Source organism: Blastococcus sp. SYSU DS1024, assembly GCF_054050795.1.
In genome coordinates, this window is the sequence record NZ_JBJHAA010000010.1 from 103,177 (window position 1) to 119,336 (window position 16,160).

Annotated in this window: 14 protein-coding genes; 7 read left to right on the forward strand and 7 right to left on the reverse strand. The window is 75.8% G+C overall.

Annotation, left to right across the window (positions count from 1 at the left end):
* Nucleotides 1–3 precede the first annotated feature (3 nt).
* Complete coding sequence (locus ACI79S_RS11390; RefSeq protein WP_456593542.1) at nucleotides 4–966, reverse strand: DUF3068 domain-containing protein; 963 nt, start codon at nucleotides 964–966, stop codon at nucleotides 4–6.
* A 154-nt stretch (nucleotides 967–1,120) separates the two neighbouring features.
* Nucleotides 1,121–1,888 carry a class I SAM-dependent methyltransferase gene (locus ACI79S_RS11395; protein ID WP_456593543.1) on the reverse strand — a complete coding sequence of 256 codons (768 nt, stop codon included), beginning with the start codon at nucleotides 1,886–1,888 and terminating at the stop codon, nucleotides 1,121–1,123.
* Between the two features lie 71 nt (nucleotides 1,889–1,959).
* Here ACI79S_RS11395 and ACI79S_RS11400 point away from each other — a divergent pair, with 71 nt between their 5' ends.
* Entirely contained in the window at nucleotides 1,960–3,327 is a 1,368-nt protein-coding gene (locus ACI79S_RS11400) for a glycosyltransferase family 4 protein (RefSeq protein ID WP_456593544.1), read from the forward strand.
* Here the strand turns inward: ACI79S_RS11400 and ACI79S_RS11405 are convergent.
* Nucleotides 3,219–4,958, reverse strand: coding sequence for a hypothetical protein (locus ACI79S_RS11405; RefSeq protein ID WP_456593545.1), 1,740 nt, complete (start codon nucleotides 4,956–4,958; stop codon nucleotides 3,219–3,221). The two genes, ACI79S_RS11400 and ACI79S_RS11405, sit on opposite strands and share 109 nt — an antisense overlap.
* 67 nt (nucleotides 4,959–5,025) lie before the next feature.
* Between ACI79S_RS11405 and ACI79S_RS11410 the strand changes: the two genes are divergently transcribed.
* From ACI79S_RS11410 to ACI79S_RS11435, 6 genes are all read left to right on the forward strand, one after another.
* Nucleotides 5,026–6,315: a hypothetical protein gene (locus ACI79S_RS11410; protein ID WP_456593546.1), complete on the forward strand. Its 1,290-nt coding sequence runs from the start codon at nucleotides 5,026–5,028 to the stop codon at nucleotides 6,313–6,315.
* Nucleotides 6,316–6,442: 127 nt separating this feature from the next.
* Nucleotides 6,443–6,844 (forward strand): cupin domain-containing protein, encoded by a 402-nt coding sequence (locus ACI79S_RS11415; RefSeq protein ID WP_456593547.1) that lies wholly within the window; start codon nucleotides 6,443–6,445, stop codon nucleotides 6,842–6,844.
* 117 nt (nucleotides 6,845–6,961) lie between these two features.
* The gene (locus tag ACI79S_RS11420) at nucleotides 6,962–9,811 is read left to right on the forward strand and encodes an FAD-binding and (Fe-S)-binding domain-containing protein (RefSeq protein ID WP_456593548.1); all 2,850 of its coding nucleotides are present in this window, start codon (nucleotides 6,962–6,964) and stop codon (nucleotides 9,809–9,811) included.
* 19 nt (nucleotides 9,812–9,830) lie between these two features.
* Nucleotides 9,831–10,214 (forward strand): hypothetical protein, encoded by a 384-nt coding sequence (locus ACI79S_RS11425; protein ID WP_456593549.1) that lies wholly within the window; start codon nucleotides 9,831–9,833, stop codon nucleotides 10,212–10,214.
* A gap of 50 nt (nucleotides 10,215–10,264) precedes the next feature.
* On the forward strand, nucleotides 10,265–10,759 hold the full coding sequence (locus tag ACI79S_RS11430; protein WP_456593550.1) for a cation:proton antiporter regulatory subunit: 495 nt from the start codon (nucleotides 10,265–10,267) through the stop codon (nucleotides 10,757–10,759).
* A gap of 6 nt (nucleotides 10,760–10,765) precedes the next feature.
* Nucleotides 10,766–11,932: a cation:proton antiporter gene (locus ACI79S_RS11435; protein ID WP_456593551.1), complete on the forward strand. Its 1,167-nt coding sequence runs from the start codon at nucleotides 10,766–10,768 to the stop codon at nucleotides 11,930–11,932.
* 4 nt (nucleotides 11,933–11,936) lie between these two features.
* Here ACI79S_RS11435 and ACI79S_RS11440 read toward each other — a convergent pair whose 3' ends face one another.
* The 4 genes from ACI79S_RS11440 to ACI79S_RS11455 all read right to left on the reverse strand — a co-directional run bounded on the left by ACI79S_RS11440 (nucleotide 11,937) and on the right by ACI79S_RS11455 (nucleotide 16,141).
* A complete protein-coding gene (locus tag ACI79S_RS11440) occupies nucleotides 11,937–12,560 on the reverse strand; it encodes a GDSL-type esterase/lipase family protein (protein WP_456593552.1) in 624 nt (207 codons plus the stop codon).
* Between the two features lie 48 nt (nucleotides 12,561–12,608).
* Nucleotides 12,609–13,373: a crotonase/enoyl-CoA hydratase family protein gene (locus ACI79S_RS11445; RefSeq protein ID WP_456593553.1), complete on the reverse strand. Its 765-nt coding sequence runs from the start codon at nucleotides 13,371–13,373 to the stop codon at nucleotides 12,609–12,611.
* A gap of 135 nt (nucleotides 13,374–13,508) precedes the next feature.
* Entirely contained in the window at nucleotides 13,509–14,816 is a 1,308-nt protein-coding gene (fabG, locus tag ACI79S_RS11450) for a 3-oxoacyl-ACP reductase FabG (protein ID WP_456593554.1), read from the reverse strand.
* A gap of 17 nt (nucleotides 14,817–14,833) precedes the next feature.
* Complete coding sequence (locus ACI79S_RS11455) at nucleotides 14,834–16,141, reverse strand: AI-2E family transporter (RefSeq protein ID WP_456593555.1); 1,308 nt, start codon at nucleotides 16,139–16,141, stop codon at nucleotides 14,834–14,836.
* Between the last annotated feature and the right edge of the window lie 19 nt (nucleotides 16,142–16,160).

The following is a 16,160-nucleotide window of genomic DNA, read 5'->3' on the forward strand; positions in this document are numbered from 1 at the left end:
CGGTCACTGGACCGGGTCGGCCGAGTCGTGGCGAGAGTGCCGGCCGGCGGCGTCGGCGCGGCGCAGGAGCAGGACGCCGCCCACGATCGCGACCAGGCCCAGCACCACGAGCACCAGCGGGATCACGGTCTTCAGCATCGTGATCTGGCCCCGGGTGTCCTCGGCCCGCTCCACGCCCTGGGCGATCGTCTCGTCGGTGCCGGCGAACCGGCCGGCGAGGATGGTCGCCCCGGTGGTGCCGTCGGGGCCCCGGAGCACCGTGTTGGGCTCCTCCTGGGCGGTGACGATGACGCCGCTGGTCGGCTCGACCCACAGGGTGCGCGTGTTGCTGTAGACCACCTCGGCGGTCACCGTGCCGGCATCCGGGGTGCCCACGAGCGCGCCGGGGACCTCGGTCTCGCGGATGACCGTCTCGGGGATCTCCAGCACGAACTTGTAGACGTCGAGGCCGTTCAGCTCCTCCTCGCTGTCGAAGCGCGCGGGGAAGGCCTGGGCGGCGTTGGCGTTCCAGACGTCGTAGTCGCGCTTCTCGGTGCCGAAGGGGAACGTGAGGGTCAGCCCCTCGACGTCGACGTCGCGGTCGTAGTCGACGGCGTCGACCGCGCACTCGACGGCGACTGCCGTGCGCCGGTCCAGGCAGACCCGGTAGGTGCCGGCGTTGAGCAACCGGTCGTCGCTGTCGGTGATCGTCGAACCGAAGTTCCACACCGCGACGTCGTCGCCGGCCGCCTCGGCGCCGGGGTCACCCTCCACGCGCTGGGTGACCTGCGCCTCGAGGCCGCGCAGCTGACGCTGGTTCTCCAGGTCGAAGTAGCTGACGTCGGTGCCGACGGCGGTGGGGCTGGCCGACTGGTCGAGCGGCAGCTTGACCATCGTGGGCACCAGGACGAGCCGGACCATGAGGGCACCGACGAGCAGGAAGGCCCCCAGGCCCAACAGGCCCAGACCGATCGCGCGTCCTCGCATGCGGATGGCTCCTCCAGTCGTGCATGACGACCCCATGGCGTCACGGCGGCGCAACACTACTGGCCGGTAGCCCGCGCACCAACAGCCGTTGGTAACAACCCGTACCGGCCGGCGGAATTCGCGCCTGATACGGCCCCGTACCAGCGATGGGGGTTCACCCGTGCGGGTGAACGGCGGGTGCACCGCCCGCATCTGCGGCCCGCTTCCGCAGCACCAGGACGACGTTCCAGACCGCCAGCTCCCGCAGGACGGGCACGCGCGCCACCCAGGTCGCCCACCAGGGGTGGTAGCGCGGGAAGACGGCCACCAGGTCGGCGTCCGGACACCGCCGGGCCCAGCGCACGGCGGCCCCGACGGAGACGGCGAACAGGCTCTCGCCGAACCGGTTCTTCGGCTCGTGCCCGTGCCGGCGCCGGTAGCGGCGTCGCGCCCGGTGCCCGCCGAGGTAGTGCCAGGGACCCGTCTCGTGCCCCCCGTGCGGCGACCACCAGGGGGTGAACGACAGGAAGACCGTTCCTCCGGGGCGCGTCACGCGCACCATCTCCGCAGTCATCCGCCACGGCGCGGCCACGTGCTCGAGGACGTTGGAGGAGTAGCAGACGTCGACCACCCCGGTGCGCACCGGCAGCGCCTCGCCGCTCGCCCGGAGCGTTCCGGGCGCCGGCTCGCCCCGGGCGACGAGCTCGCCGGCGTCCGGCTCCAGCCCGATGTAGCGGGCACCCTCCGCGCGGAACGCCTCGGCGAAGTAGCCCGGCCCGCCGCCGACGTCGAGCAGCAGCGCGCCCTCCAGCGGGACGACGTGCCGCAGCTGCCGGGCGGAGTCCTCGGCCAGGGTGCCGTAGAAGTGATCGGGGTCAGTCTGCTCGCGCAGGAATGCGCGGAAGAGGGTGGTGCTCCGGCCGAGAGTGGCGTATCGGGCCATTTCGCGCGCCCTCTCCCTTCTGGTTGAACGAGCTGGTGGAATTGTTGTTACCCGGCGGTAGTCTCCCGCGGGTGCTGAGACGATCACCCCCGGACGACGTGCTGTTCGTCAATTGGCGGGACACCACCCACCCCGAGGGCGGCGGCTCGGAACGCTACGTCCAGCGCGTGGCCGAGGGGCTCGCCGCCGGCGGCCTGCGCGTCTCGCTGTTCTGCGCGGCCCACGACCGGGCACCGGACGAGCAGTGGGTCCGCGGCGTGCGCGTGGTCCGCCGCGGGGGGCGGCTCGGCGTCTACCCGCGAGCCCTGCTGCACGTGCTCCGGCACCGGCCGCGGCTGGTCGTCGACGTGCAGAACGGGCTGCCCTTCGGGAGCACTCTCGTGACGCGCCGGCCCGTGGTCGCCCTGGTCCACCACGTCCACCGCGAGCAGTGGCGGATCGTGTTCGGCCGGGTCGGGGGCGCGATCGGCTGGTGGGTGGAGTCGGTCCTCGGCCCCCGGCTCTACCGCCGCTGCCGCTACGTCACGGTGAGCACGTCCACCGCCGAGGAGCTGGCCGGGCTGGGCGTGGACCCGGCGCGTGTCACCGTCGTCCACAACGGGGTCGAGCCGCCGCCGGCCGTCGCCGCGCTGCGCTCACCGGAGCCGCGGCTGGCGGTGCTGGGCCGGCTCGTGCCGCACAAGCAGGTCGAGCACGCGATCGAGGTGGTCGCCCGGCTGCGCGACCGGTGGCCGGGCCTGACGCTGGCCGTCATCGGAGAGGGCTGGTGGGAGGCGGAGCTGCGCGCGCTGGCCGGGCGGCTGGGGGTGACCGACCTGGTCGAGTTCCACGGCTTCGTGGACGAGCAGACCAAGCACGAGCAGCTGGCCCGCGCCTGGGTCCACCTGTGCCCCTCCGTCAAGGAGGGGTGGGGCCTGGTCGTGACCGAGGCCGGAGGCCACCGGGTGCCCACGGTGGGCTACCGGTCGGCCGGCGGCCTGCGCGAGTCCGTCCAGGACGGGCGTACGGGCGTGCTGGTCAAGGACCTCGACGAGCTCACCGCCGCCGTCGACCGGCTGCTGGCCGACGGGCGTACGCGACGGGAGATGGGCGAGGCCGCGGCACGCCACGCGGCGGCGTACAGCTGGGCGTCGAGCGTCAGGGGCTTCGCCGAGGTGCTGTCCACCGCCGTCCGCGGCTCAGCGCTCGCCGTAGTCCAGGACGTTGATCGGCCCCTGGCTGCCCTGCTCGATGGCGTTGTCGGGGTCGAAGGCGGCCTGGACACCGAGGATGGTGGCCACACCGAGACCGGCCCCGCCGCCCAGGGTCAGCACGACGGCGATCAGGGTCTTCATCGGGCGACTCGCTTTCGTGGAGGACGACGACGGGGCGAGACGCTAGAGGCCCGCGCCATGATCCACAACACCGCACCGACGCAGACACCCAGCGCGAGCGCGTGAGCTGCTCCCACGGCGGTCACCCGGACGGGCGACGGCGCGGGCGCCGGGCGGGCGCCGGGCACCCGGTGCAACCGCAGGTCGGCGCCGTCCACCGCGAGCGGCAGCCGGTCCACGGCGTCGGGCACGACCCGGCCGGGCGTGCCGCGTTCCACCAGCACCCAGCCGATGCCGAGGTCGGCGAGCGCCCGCGGGTCGTCGGCGGCCGCGGCCGCCGCGCGCGCCCGCTGGTCCTCCCCGGCCACCGGCCGGCCCCCGACGACCAGCTCGTCGTCGGTGACGGTCGGACGTGGCAGCCAGCGGGGCGCCGGGTCCAGCAGCGGCCGGTCCGCGTTCCACCCGAACGAGCGGTAGGTGCCGAAAGGGAGCACGAGGACGTCACCGGTGGCGTCCTCGGCCGACAACCGCTGGCGGACCCGTTCCCAGTCGGCCGGGTAGCTCACCGGCTGCAGCCGGCCCCCGACGCCCCAGGCCAGGTCCGGCAGGGCGACCAGCGGCAGCACCAGCACGGCCGCGACGGCGATCCCGCCCAGACCCGGCGAGGGGCTCCGCGCCGCGACCGCCGCGCCGAGGCGGCGGGCGCCGAGGCCGGCGCCGACGGCGAGGGCCAGCGCCCACCACGCCGCCCACTTCTGCCCGTCCCGCAGCAACCCGGCACCCGGCACGGCCTGCACCAGCCACTCGAGCACGTCGGCGAGGCCCGGGACCGCGCCGGCGCAGGCCAGCACCACACCACCGGCGGCGAGCAGCAGCAGCCGGCGCGCGGGCCGGGTCAGCACCCCTGGGGCGGTCCAGCCGACCGCGGCCACCGCCACCAGCACCAGGGTGAGCAGCGGGACGAGCACCGAGGCGCGGCTGCCGGGCACCGCGCCGGAGTTCCAGATGCCACCGGTCCCGAGCACCGACAGCAGCGTTCCGCCCCAGCCCTCCGGGCGCGCGGCGAAGGCGCCCACGCCCGCGGGGTCGGAGGCGCCGCCCGCGGGGTGCAGCGCGCCGGCGACGATCCACGGCAGCGAGAGCACGAGCACCCCTCCCCCGGCCAGGAGCAGCCGCTCCCGGCCGACCAGCACGAGCACCAGGCCGGCGGCGAGCAGCGAGCCCGTCGGGGTCAGCGCGGCGGGCGCGCACACCAGCAGCAGGCAGGGCAGCGCCCCCGGGACGCCGCCGCGCAGCCGCAGCGACTGCCGCGCGATCCAGGGCAGCGCGGCGTAGGCCAGCAGGAGGGTCCAGTGCCCCATGAGGAGGCGTTCGGCGAGGTAGGGGCTCCACCCGTACACGACCCCGGCGACGGCGCCCGCGGCTCCGCGCCGGCCGTCCGCACCCGGCGGTACCAGTCGCGCGGCACCCAGGACGGCGGCGTAGACGGCGCCGAGCAGGACCGCCTTCTGCACCACGTCCCCGGGCACGACGGCGGTCAGCAGACCCATGACGGCGTCGACGGGCACGGCGCGCGGCAGGGACCCGCCGAGGCCCAGGGCGTCCAGGTCGAGGTCCTGCCTCGGGACGAACACCATGTCGCGGAGGAGGACGTAGCCGGGGGCGAGCGCCGGAGCGGTCACGAGCAGGGCCACGGCCAGCGCGAGCACCCGCGCAGGCCACGGCGACGCGTCGGGCCGGGTCCATCGCTGGTCCACGTGCGCTCGCACCTCCGTCCCGGCATCCGCACGCCGGGCTCCCGGCGGACGAGCGCAGAGTAAGGGGGTGAGCGCACTGGAACCGAGCAACCGCCGGCCGGACGCAGTCCCGGCTTCGCGGTCGCCCCGCGCGCTCGGCTCGGCGGCGCTGGTGTCCGCGGCGTTCCTCGGGGCCAACGCCCTCGCGTACGTGTTCACCGTGCTCGCCGCCCGGCTGCTGGCGCCCGCCGCCTACGGGGAGCTCGCCGCGCTGCTGGGCGTGGTGCTCGTCGGGGCGGTCCCGGGCAGCGGCGTCCAGACGACCGCGGCACTGCTCCTGGGCGGGCGGTCGGGCGACCGGTGCGCGACCGGCCGGCTGCACGCGACCGCGCTGGCCACGGGTCTGGGCGTCTGCCTCCTCGCGCTGGCGCTCGTGCCGGCGCTGGTCGCGCTCCTGCACCTGCCGACCGCGGCCGCCGCGGTCTGGCTGGCCCTCCTGCTCTTCCCGCAGACGGTGGTCCAGGGGTACCAGGGGCTGCTCCAGGGCGCGGGACGGTTCCGCCGGCTGGCCGTGGTCACGGTCGTCTTCGGCGCCGGCAAGCTGGTCGGCGGACTGGCCGGGCTGGTGGCCGGTGGCACCCCGGCGGCCGCCCTCGCCGGCATGGCCGCCGGAGCCGCGCTCGCGGCGGTCGTCGGCTGGGTGGCTGCGGGCCGGCCGGGGCTCGTGCGTGGTCTGGGCCGGCCGGTCGGGGCCTCGCTGCGGGCCGCCGGGGCCTTGCTGGGCCTCGTCGTGCTGCTCAACCTCGACGTGCTGCTGGCCCGCCACCACCTCCCGGGCGCGGCGACCGGTGAGTACGCCGTCGCCTCCATCGTCGCCAAGGTCGCCTTCTGGCTGCCCCAGGGGGTCGGGGTCGTCCTGCTGCCCCGGCTGGCCGACGCCGCCGGCCGGCACCAGGTGCTGCCCTCGGCGCTCGCGGCCGTGGCGGCCGTCGGCGCCCTGCTCACGGCCGGCACCGCCGCGCTGGGCGGGGCGGCGCTGCCGCTGATCGGCGGTGCGGCCTACGGCGACGAGCTCGGCAGCGCGACCTGGGCGTTCGCGGCGCTCGGCACGCTGCTGGCGCTGGCGCAGCTCCTGCTGTTCTCCGGGATCGCCGCCGCCGACCGGCTCGCCAGCGTCGCGGTGTGGTCGGCCGCCGCCCTCGAGACCGGCGTGGTGTCGGTCCTCGCCGCGACCGGGCGGCTGACGCTGCTCTCCCTCGTCTCCACGGCCCTGCTCACCGCCCTGCTATTGGTGGGGGTGGGCCTGGTGCGCCTGCGCCGCGCGCGGGCCGTGCCCCTGATGACCGCCGACGGCATGGAGCCGGCCCCGGGGCCGTGATCCACACCGCCGGGACGGGACGACTACTCGCGGGCCGTACCGGGCAGGAGCAGCACGTCGTCGGTCGGCAGCCCCTGCGGGCGGCCGACCGCAGCCGTCCGTCCCCGAGACGAGAGGAGCGCCGCCCATGGCGTCCGTCATCCACTACACGATCGCGACCGAGGCCGAGAAGAGCCCCGACTTCCGCCGGGTCCTGTGGACCGGCAAGAACACCCAGCTGGTCATCATGACCATCCCGCCGGGTGGGGAGATCGGCGAGGAGACGCACGAGGACATCGACCAGATCCTCACCTTCGTCAGCGGCATCGGCAAGGCCGTCATCTCGGGCAACGAGAAGAACGTCGCGCAGGGCGACCTGGTCGTCGTCCCCGCAGGCACGAAGCACAACTTCCTGAACACCGGCGAGAACCCGCTGGTGCTCTACACGGTCTACGGCCCGCCCGAGCACGCCGACGGCGCGGTGCACAGGACCAAGGAGGAGGCCGACGAGGCCGAGGAGTCGGGCGCGGACGAGCCGCCGACGTCCTGACCCCTCCGCAGGAGCACCGGCCGTGGCCGGGCACCCCCGGGTGCCCGGCCACGGGCGTCCCCGGGTACCGACCACCCGGACGCACCCGCCCCGCGGGCGGGTACCAGACTCGGCACCATGAGCGCACCGGCCGCGGACACGACGACGCGCACCGACGACGGCCGGGCGGTGGTGGCCGAGCTGCGGCGCGCCGGCATCGGTGACGTCGACGACTCCGGGCTGGCCCGCGCCCTCTACTCCTCCGACGCGTCGCTGTACCGCGTCCTCCCCCGGGCCGTGGTGCGGCCGCGGCACCCGGACGAGATCGTGGCGGCGCTCGACGTGTGCCGCTCGCTCGGGGTGCCGCTGACCGCGCGCGGCGCCGGCACCTCGATCGCGGGCAACGCCGTGGGCACCGGTGTGGTGCTGGACACCAGCCGGTACCTGTCCCGGGTGCACGAGGTCGACCGGGAGGCGGGCACCGCGACGGTGGACCCCGGCGTCGTGCAGGCCGCCCTGCAGACCGCCGCCCGCCCGTACGGCCTGCGCTTCGGACCGGACCCCAGCACGCACAACCGGTGCACGGTCGGCGGGATGATCGGCAACAACGCCTGCGGCTCGCGCGCCCTGGGGTACGGCCGGACGTCGGACAACGTCGTCGGCCTGGACGTCGTCACGGGCACCGGCGAGCGGCTGCGGCTCGGGCCGGGCACCACCCCGGGCGAGGGCGTGCTCGCCGACCTGCACCGCCTGGTCGCCGGTGACCTCGCCACGATCCGCACCGAGCTGGGCCGGTTCGGCCGGCAGGTGTCGGGCTACTCGCTGGAGCACCTGCTGCCCGAGCGCGGGTTCGACGTCGCCCGGGCCCTCGTCGGCAGCGAGGGCACGCTGGCCGTGGTCCTCGGCGCCACCGTCCGGCTGGTCGCCGACGCCCCCGTCCGCGGGCTGGTGGTGCTCGGCTACCCCTCGATGGCCGACGCCGCCGACGCCACCCCGGGGCTGCTCCCCCACGAACCCACGGCGGTCGAGGGTCTCGACGAGCGGATCGTGCAGCGGCTGCGGGACGTGCCCGCCGCCGTGGTCCCCGACCTGCCGCGCGGCGCCGGCTGGCTGATCGTCGAGCTGACCGGGGACAGCGTCGCCGAGGTCGAGGGCAAGGCGCGCGGCGTGCTCGCCGACGCCGGCGCCGTCGACTCGATGGTGGTCACCGACCCGGCGCACGCCGCGGCGATCTGGCGGATCCGCGAGGACGGCGCGGGGCTGGCCAACCGCACGTCCGACGGGCGGCCGGCGCACGCGGGCTGGGAGGACGCCGCCGTCCCGGTGGAGCGGCTCGGCGACTACCTGCGCGGCTTCGAGGCGCTGCTCGACGGCCACGGTCTGCAGGGCGTGCCCTACGGGCACTTCGGCGACGGCTGCCTGCACGTGCGCATCGACTTCCCGTTCGGGGTGGGGGACGACGGCGGGCGCGGCGCGTACCGGTCCTTCGTCGAGGACGCCGCCCGGCTCGTCGCCGGCTACGGCGGGTCGCTGTCCGGGGAGCACGGTGACGGCCGGGCGCGCAGCGCGCTGCTGCCCCTGATGTACTCTCCCGCCGCCCTCTCCCTGTTCGAGCGGGTCAAGGCCGTGTTCGACCCGGACGACGTGCTCAACCCCGGTGTGCTGGTGCGCCCGGCACCGCTCGACGAGGACATCCGGATCGCCGCCGCCCCGCCGCTACGGAAGAGTCTCGCGCTGGCCTATCGGCACGACGGCGGCGACTTCACCGCCGCGGTGCACCGCTGCACCGGTGTGGGCAAGTGCCGGGCCGACCTGCAGTCCTCCGGCGGCGTCATGTGCCCCTCCTGGCCGGCGACGCGGGAGGAGAAGGACACCACCCGCGGCCGGGCCCGCGTGCTGCAGGAGATGCTCGCGCCCGGCGGCCCGGTGAAGGACTGGCGGTCGCCGGAGGTGCACGAGGCGCTGGACCTGTGCCTGTCCTGCAAGGGCTGCTCGTCGGACTGCCCGACCGGCGTGGACATGGCCTCGTACAAGGCCGAGGTGCTGCACCAGTCCTACCGGCGGCGGTTGCGCCCGCGCGCCCACTACACGCTGGGCCGGCTGCCGTTCTGGTCGGACCTGGTGGCCCGGGCCCCCCGCCTGGTCAACGCGATGCTCGGCTCGGCGCTCGTGGGTTCCGTGGCCAAGTGGGGGGCGGGCATCGACCAGCGCCGCTCGGTGCCGGCGTTCGCCCCGCGCACCTTCCGGCAGCTGTGGGCCGACCGGCCGGAGACCGGCGACGGGCCGCGCGTCGCCCTGTGGGTCGACTCGTTCACCGACCACTTCGCCCCGGAGGTCGCCGTCGCCACGGCGCGGGTGCTCACGGCCGCCGGCTACCGGGTCGAGGTCCCGGGGGCCGACACCTGCTGCGGTCTCACCTGGATCACCACCGGCCAGCTCGACGCCGCGAAGCGCATCCTCGGTGACACCGTGCGCACCCTCGCCCCGCTCGCGGCGGCCGGGGTGCCGGTCGTCGGCATCGAGCCCTCCTGCACCGCGGTGCTGCGCAGCGAGGCGCTGGAGCTCGTCGGCGGCGCGGAGGCCGAGCAGGTCGCCGCCGCCACCCGCACGCTCGCCGAGCTCCTGACGAGCACCCCGGGCTGGACGCCGCCGTCCCTGGACGGGCTGGAGATCGTCGCCCAGCCGCACTGCCACCACGCGTCGGTGCTCGGCTGGTCCGCCGACGCCCGGCTCCTGCAGGACGCGGGCGCCCGGGTGAACCGGCTCGGCGGCTGCTGCGGGCTGGCGGGCAACTGGGGCGTCGAGCGCGGCCACCACGACGTCTCGGTGGCGGTCGCCGAGCAGCAGCTGCTGCCCGCCGTCCGCGCCCTGCCCGAGGACGCCGTCGTGCTGGCCGACGGGTTCTCCTGCCGCACGCAGCTCGACCAGCTGGCCGGGCGGCGCGGCCGGCACCTCGCCGAGCTGCTGGCCGACCGGCTGGACCGCTGACGACGAGCGGGACGGCACCGTGAGCGGCGCCGACGGGTGGCCCACGTACACGGTCGACGTGGAGCACCTGCCCGAGCGGAGCATGCGCCTGTGGCTGCGGGAGGGCGCCTCCCGCAGCTCGCTGGGCACGGTCGAACGAGCCACCGGCATGTACCCCGTCGTGCACCAGCGGGTGGCCGACCACCTCGGTCTGACCGATCCGGAGTTCTACGTCGAGCTGCGCATCCCCCGGCCGCCCTACGTGCGCGACGGTGACCGGGTGACGGTCACCGAGGACGACGGCCGGCGCACCGAGGGGGTGGTGCGCGGCTGGATCGACGGGCACGCCCTCGTCGAACCGGTCGACCCCTCCCTCGGCGGCGGGCTCTTCGCCCCCGAGGAGCTCCTCCACCACGACGGCTGACGGCGCGACCAGCCGTACCTCTCCCGGCTGGGGCGGCACGGTCTGCGACGATGCCGGATGTGGAGCTCGAGGAGACCCTGCTGCCCGGTGTCGGCGTCCGGTACCAGCTGCGGACCCGGTCGGGTCAGCTGCTCGGCATCGTCGTCCAGCGCGAGGGCGGCGCCGAGATCGCCGTGTTCGACCGGCGCGACCCCGACCAGGCGCGGGAGACCTTCCGGCTCGACGCGGAAGAGGTCGACGCCGTCGCCGAGGTGCTGGGCGCCCCCCGGCTGACCCAGCGGTTCGCCGACCTCTCGCGCGAGGTGCCGGGGCTGGAGTCCGCCCGGATCACCGTCCGGGACGGGTCGCCTTTCGCCGGCCGGACGCTGGGTGACACCCGGGCCCGCACGCTGACCGGCTGCTCGGTGGTCGCCATCGTCCGCGGCGCCGACGTCGTCCCGTCCCCGGCCCCCGGGGACCCGCTGTACGCCGGGGACGTGCTCGTCGTGATCGGCTCGGCGGCCGGACTGGAGCAGCTGGACCGGCGGATCGCGGGCCAGGAGTAGCCCGCGGTGGACCACGTCGCCGCCCTGCTGCTCGAGCTGGGGCTGCTGTTCCTCGGCCTGTCGGCGCTCGGGCTGCTGGCCCGGCGCCTGGGCCTCTCCCCCATCCCGTTCATCCTGCTGGCCGCGCTGGCCCTCGGCGAGGGCGGGCTGGTGCCGATGGAGAACGCCGCGCCGTTCCTGGAGGCGGCCGCCGAGATCGGCGTCGTCCTCCTGCTGCTGACCCTCGGCCTGGAGTTCTCCGCCACCGAGCTGTTCGCGTCGTTCCGCCGGCACGCGCCGTCGGGGCTGGTGGACCTGGTGCTCAACGGCCCGCCCGGCTTCGTCGCCGGGCTGCTGCTCGGGCTGCCCTGGGAGGGGGCGCTAGCCCTGGGCGGCGTCACCTACATCTCGTCGTCGGGCATCATCGCGCGGCTGCTCGGCGACCTGGGGCGGCTGGCCAACCGCGAGACCCCGGCGGTGCTCTCGGTGCTGGTGCTCGAGGACCTCGCGATGGCCCTGTTCCTGCCGCTGCTCGTGGTGGCCCTCGCCGGCCAGGGCCCGATGTCGGCCGCGGCCGGGATCGGCCTGGCCGTCGGTGCGGTGCTCGTGGTGCTCCTCGCGGCGCAGCGGCACGGCCCGCGGCTGGGCCGGTGGCTCACCCACGACGACGACGAGCAGGTGATGCTCCGGCTGATCGGGCTGACCCTGCTGGTCGCCGGCGCCGCGCAGGCGCTGGGGGCCTCGGCGGCGGTCGGTGCGTTCCTGGTCGGGCTGGCGCTGCCGACGTCCTTCGCCGAGCGGGCCCGCGCCATCCTCGGCCCACTCCGCAACCTGTTCGCCGCCACCTTCTTCGTCGCGTTCGGCCTGGCCACCGATCCGGGAGCCATCCTGCCGGTGCTGCCCGCCGCCCTCGCGCTGGCGGCGGTCACCACCGTCACGAAGATCGGCACCGGCTGGTTCGCCGCGAAGCGGGACGGCGTGGCCGTCCCCGGCCGGCTGCGGGCAGGCACCGCGCTGGTGGCCCGCGGCGAGTTCTCGATCGTGATCGCCGGGCTGGCGGTCGGTGCGGGGATCCCCGCGGTCGGGCCGGTCGCCACCGGCTACGTGCTGCTGCTCGCGGTGACCGGTCCGCTGCTCACCCGGTTCGTGGAGCCGGTGGCGGCCCGGCTCGTCCGGGCACCGGTCGGCGCGTGAGCGCTCAGGCCGCGGCGTCGTCCCGCCGGGCGCGGGCCGCGGCCAGCACGTGCGGCGCGAGCACCGCGGCGATGCACGCGTAGCCGGCCGAGGAGGGGTGGAACCGGTCGGCGGAGAACAGCGCCGGATCGGCCGAGAAGGCGCGCGCCACCTCGGCGGCCACCGGCGCCACCGTGGCACCGCCGGTGGTGGCCACCCGCGACTGCCGCTGCTGGAGGACCGCGCAGGCTCCCCGGACCAGCGCCCGCAGCGCGGGCGGCACGAACGGCACCATCGACATGTCCGGCGCCGGGACCACCACGACGTCGGTGCCGCCCGCGCGGAGCGCGGTCACCGCGGCCGCGAGCGCGCTCGCGGCCTGCTCGGCCGGCACGAACCGGGCGAGGTCGTTGGCGCCGATGACGACGACGGCGAGGTCGGCCGACAGCGGCTGGGCCCGGCGCACCTGGTCGGCCAGCCCGGCCGAGACGGCACCGGGCACGGCCAGGACGTGCAGGTCGACGTCGAACCCGTCGTCGGTCAGCGCGCGGCCGAGCCGCGGGCCCAGGGCGTCGGCGGGGCGGGCGGCCCCGGTACCGAAGGCGAGCGAGTCGCCGAGGACGACCAGGCGGAGAGGAGTGCGGGCCACACCGGGTCCAACAGGGCCGGGAGGCCGGCTATGCCGGGCCGCGGTCGGTCAGCGGCCGCGCCAGACCGGGGGCCGGCGCTCCGCGAAGGCCGCGGAACCCTCCCGGGCGTCCTCGGAGCCGAAGACCGGCGCGACGAGCGCGTCGTGCCGGCTCCACGCCTCGCCCGGCGCCCACTCCGGCGCCTGCTGCACGACCTGCTTGGTGGCCGCCACCGCCAGCGGGCCGTTGGCCGCGATCGTGCCCGCCAGCTCCACCGCGGCGTCGAGCGCGCCGCCCTCGTCGACGACGCGGTTCACCAGGCCGACCGCGGCTGCGCGTTCGGCGTCGATGGGTTCGCCGGTCAGGAGCAGCTCCAGCGCGACCGCCCGGGGCACCCGCTGCGGCAGCAGGAGGGCGGCCCCGCCCGCGGCGACCAGCGAGCGCTTCACCTCGGGCACCCCGAAGCGCGCCGTCCGCGCCGCGACGACGAGGTCGCAGGCGAGCACCAGCTCGAAGCCCCCGGCCAGCGCCCAGCCCTCGACGGCGGCCAGCAACGGCTTGCGCGGCGGGGTGCGGGTGATGCCGCACAGCCCTCGGCCCGGGATCGAGGGGCTCTCCCCGCGCAGGAACGCCTTGAGGTCCATCCCCGCGGAGAAGGTGCCGCCGGCGCCGGTGAGCACACCGGCCCGCAGCTCCTCGTCGGCGTCCAGCTCGTCGACGGCGGCCGCCACCCCGGCGGCGACCGCGGCGTCGAGGGCGTTGCGGGCCGAGGGACGGTCGATGGTGATGACCTGGACCGCGCCGCGGCGCTCCACCAGGACGGGCTCGGGCACGGTTCCTCCTACGGGGCCGGGAGCGGAACGGGCCGGGCAGCCGGTGCGGCTGCCCGGCCCGGGCGGGTGGATGGAACGGCACCGCGTCAGGGCCCCATCCCGAGCGCAGCGAGGGATGGGGGACGCGGGGTCCTTCTAGGCCTTCGGGCCGCCGGCCGCGTACACGACCTGGCCGGACACGAAGCCCGCGCCCTCGCTGACGAAGAAGGACACCAGGTGGGCGATGTCCTCCGGCTTGCCCGTGCGGGCCACCGGGATCTGCGAGGCGGCGCCCTTGATGAAGTCGTCGAACGGGATGCCCATGCGGTCGGCCGTCGCCTTGGTCATCTCGGTCTCGATGAAGCCCGGGGCGATGGCGTTCGCGGTGACGCCGAACTTGCCCAGCTCGATGGCGAGCGTCTTGGTGAAGCCCTGCAGGCCGGCCTTCGCCGTCGAGTAGTTCGCCTGGCCGCGGTTGCCCAGCGCCGAGGTGCTGGACAGGTTGACGATCCGGCCCCACTTCTGGTCGATCATGTGCTTCTGCGCGGCCCGGGTCATCAGGAAGGCGCCCTTGAGGTGCACGTTCATCACGATGTCCCAGTCGGAGTCCGACATCTTGAACAGCATGTTGTCGCGGAGCACGCCGGCGTTGTTGACCAGGACGGTCGGCGCGCCCAGCTCGGTGGCGATCCGCTCGACGGCGGCCTCCACCTGCGCGGCGTCGCTGACGTCGGCGCCGATGGCCAGCGCCCGGCCGCCGGCGGCCTCGATCGCCTCGACGGTGCCCTTGGCCGAGCCCTCGTCCAGGTCGAGGACCGCGACGGCGAATCCGTCCTGCGCCAGCCGCTGGGCGGTGGCCGCGCCGATGCCGCGGGCCGCGCCGGTCACGATGGCCACGCGGGACGCGCCCGTGGTGCCTGCCTCGCTCATGTGAGTTCCCTTCGTCTTGGTTGCCGGCGGTTCCGGGGCGGAGGGCCCCGGTCCGCGGCGGGCTGCGCCCGACACGTTACGGCCGCCGGTTGCGGCCGCGGTCACAAGGTCCGGAGCCGCATCCTGCGCACCGGCCCGGACGACGTCGACCCGGTCGAACCCCTCGGCGACCGACGGCGGCACGAACCGCGCCCGGGTGGCGTGCACGCCCACCAGCGGCACGCGGGCCCGACCGGTCCGGGCGTCGTTGCGGGCCAGGCAAGCCTCCAGGGGCGTGTCCAGCCACACCGCGCGCACGGGCACGCCCGCCTCGCGGGCGAGGGCGACCAGCGGTGCGCGCTCCGCCGGAGACGGGTTGGTGTTGTCGACGACGACGCTGCGCCCCGCGGCCAGGAGCTCGGCGACGACCCGCTGCTGGCGCGCCTCGCGCCGCCGGGCGTTCGGCCACCGGTCCTTGCTCACGACGACGTGGCTGCCGGCCAGGTGACGGGCGGTCCAGGTGCTCTTCCCGCTGCCCTGCAGACCGGCCAGCACGACCAGCTCCTGGGCGGTCAGCCCCGACCCGCCGGGGTGGGGGCCGCGTCGTCCGCATCGGCGGGGGACGACCGGCGGTGCGGGTGGTGGTGCAGCCGGCGCATCGAGGCCAGGGCGGCGTGCCGGTCGGCCATGCGCCGCCGGGCCCGCATCGTGCGCGGGGCGCGCGGCTCCTCGCGCAGCAGCGCGTCCAGCCAGTGGCCCCGGGGGTCGACGTCGACCAGCAGTGCCTTGACCAGCAGGGTCAGCGGGATGGCCAGCAGCGCGCCGAGTGCACCGAGGACCCAGCCCCAGAAGAGCAGGGCCACGAACGTCACCGTCATCGACAGCCCCACCGAATCGCCCACGAAACGGGGCTGGATCAGGGTCTGGACGACGAAGTTCAGCAGCGAGTAGACGACCAGGATCGCGACGAAGTCACCCCAGCCCCCGGCGAGCAGCCCGAGCACGGCGGGCGGCGCGACGCCCAGGACGAACCCGATGTTGGGCACGTAGTTGGTGATGAAGGCGAGCAGGCCCCACAGCGGGGCGGCCGGCACGTCCAGCAGCGCGAGGGCGATCGTGTCGCCGACCGCGACGATCGCCCCGAACACCGTGCTCACCAGCAGGTAGCTGCGGGTGCCCCGGGTGAACAGCCGCAGCGCCACCGGCAGGTGCGGGCGCTCGGCGCCGATGAGGGCCAGCCGCCGGCCGAAGCCGCTGCTCTCGATGCCCATGAAGACCAGCGCCGACAGCAGGAGCAGCAGGGTGGTCGCCGCATCCGTGAGCCGGCTCAGCAGGTCGGTGGCCAGCCCGACCAGCGAGCCGTAGTCGATCTGCTCGACGAGGTCCGACAGCTGACCGGAGACGATCCCCCGGCTGTTGAGGTCGGCGACCACGTCGTTGATCAACAGCTGCGCCCGGTCGGCGTAGTCGGGCAGCAGGGCCGCGAACTGGGCGACGGCGGCCACGAGCAACGCGACGAAGGCCAGCAGCACCGCCCACACGAGCAGCAGCAGCACCGTGGTGGCCAGCCAGCGCGGCACGCCGATGCGGCGCAGCCACCCCTGCACCGGGGTCAGGGCGATGACGACGACGAGGGCGAGGAACACCGGCGCCACGAGCCAGGCGACCGCCTGCAGCCCGGCGATCGCGATGGTGGCGGCGGCCCCACCGCCCACCAGCAGCAGCCAGCGCGGCAACCCGGGCTCCGGCACCGGCACCGGCGCCACCGCCGCCGGGTCGGGCCCGGCGGGCTGCGCGCCACCGGTCGTTGCCGTGTCCTCCTGGTCCGGCCGGATCAGCGGCAGCGGCCCCGTCTCCGGCAGGTCACGTCGTGCTGCCATGCCCGCCTCCCCTCGGTCG

Excerpts from the sequence above, each read along its gene's own strand:
- ACI79S_RS11390 (WP_456593542.1), bottom strand. The coding sequence starts at position 966 with ATGCGAGGACGCGCGATCGGTCTGGGCCTGTTGGGCCTGGGGGCCTTC.
- ACI79S_RS11415 (WP_456593547.1), top strand. The coding sequence starts at position 6,443 with ATGGCGTCCGTCATCCACTACACGATCGCGACCGAGGCCGAGAAGAGC.
- ACI79S_RS11455 (WP_456593555.1), bottom strand. The coding sequence starts at position 16,141 with ATGGCAGCACGACGTGACCTGCCGGAGACGGGGCCGCTGCCGCTGATC.
- ACI79S_RS11420 (WP_456593548.1), top strand. The coding sequence starts at position 6,962 with ATGAGCGCACCGGCCGCGGACACGACGACGCGCACCGACGACGGCCGG.
- ACI79S_RS11430 (WP_456593550.1), top strand. The coding sequence starts at position 10,265 with ATGCCGGATGTGGAGCTCGAGGAGACCCTGCTGCCCGGTGTCGGCGTC.
- ACI79S_RS11395 (WP_456593543.1), bottom strand. The coding sequence starts at position 1,888 with ATGGCCCGATACGCCACTCTCGGCCGGAGCACCACCCTCTTCCGCGCA.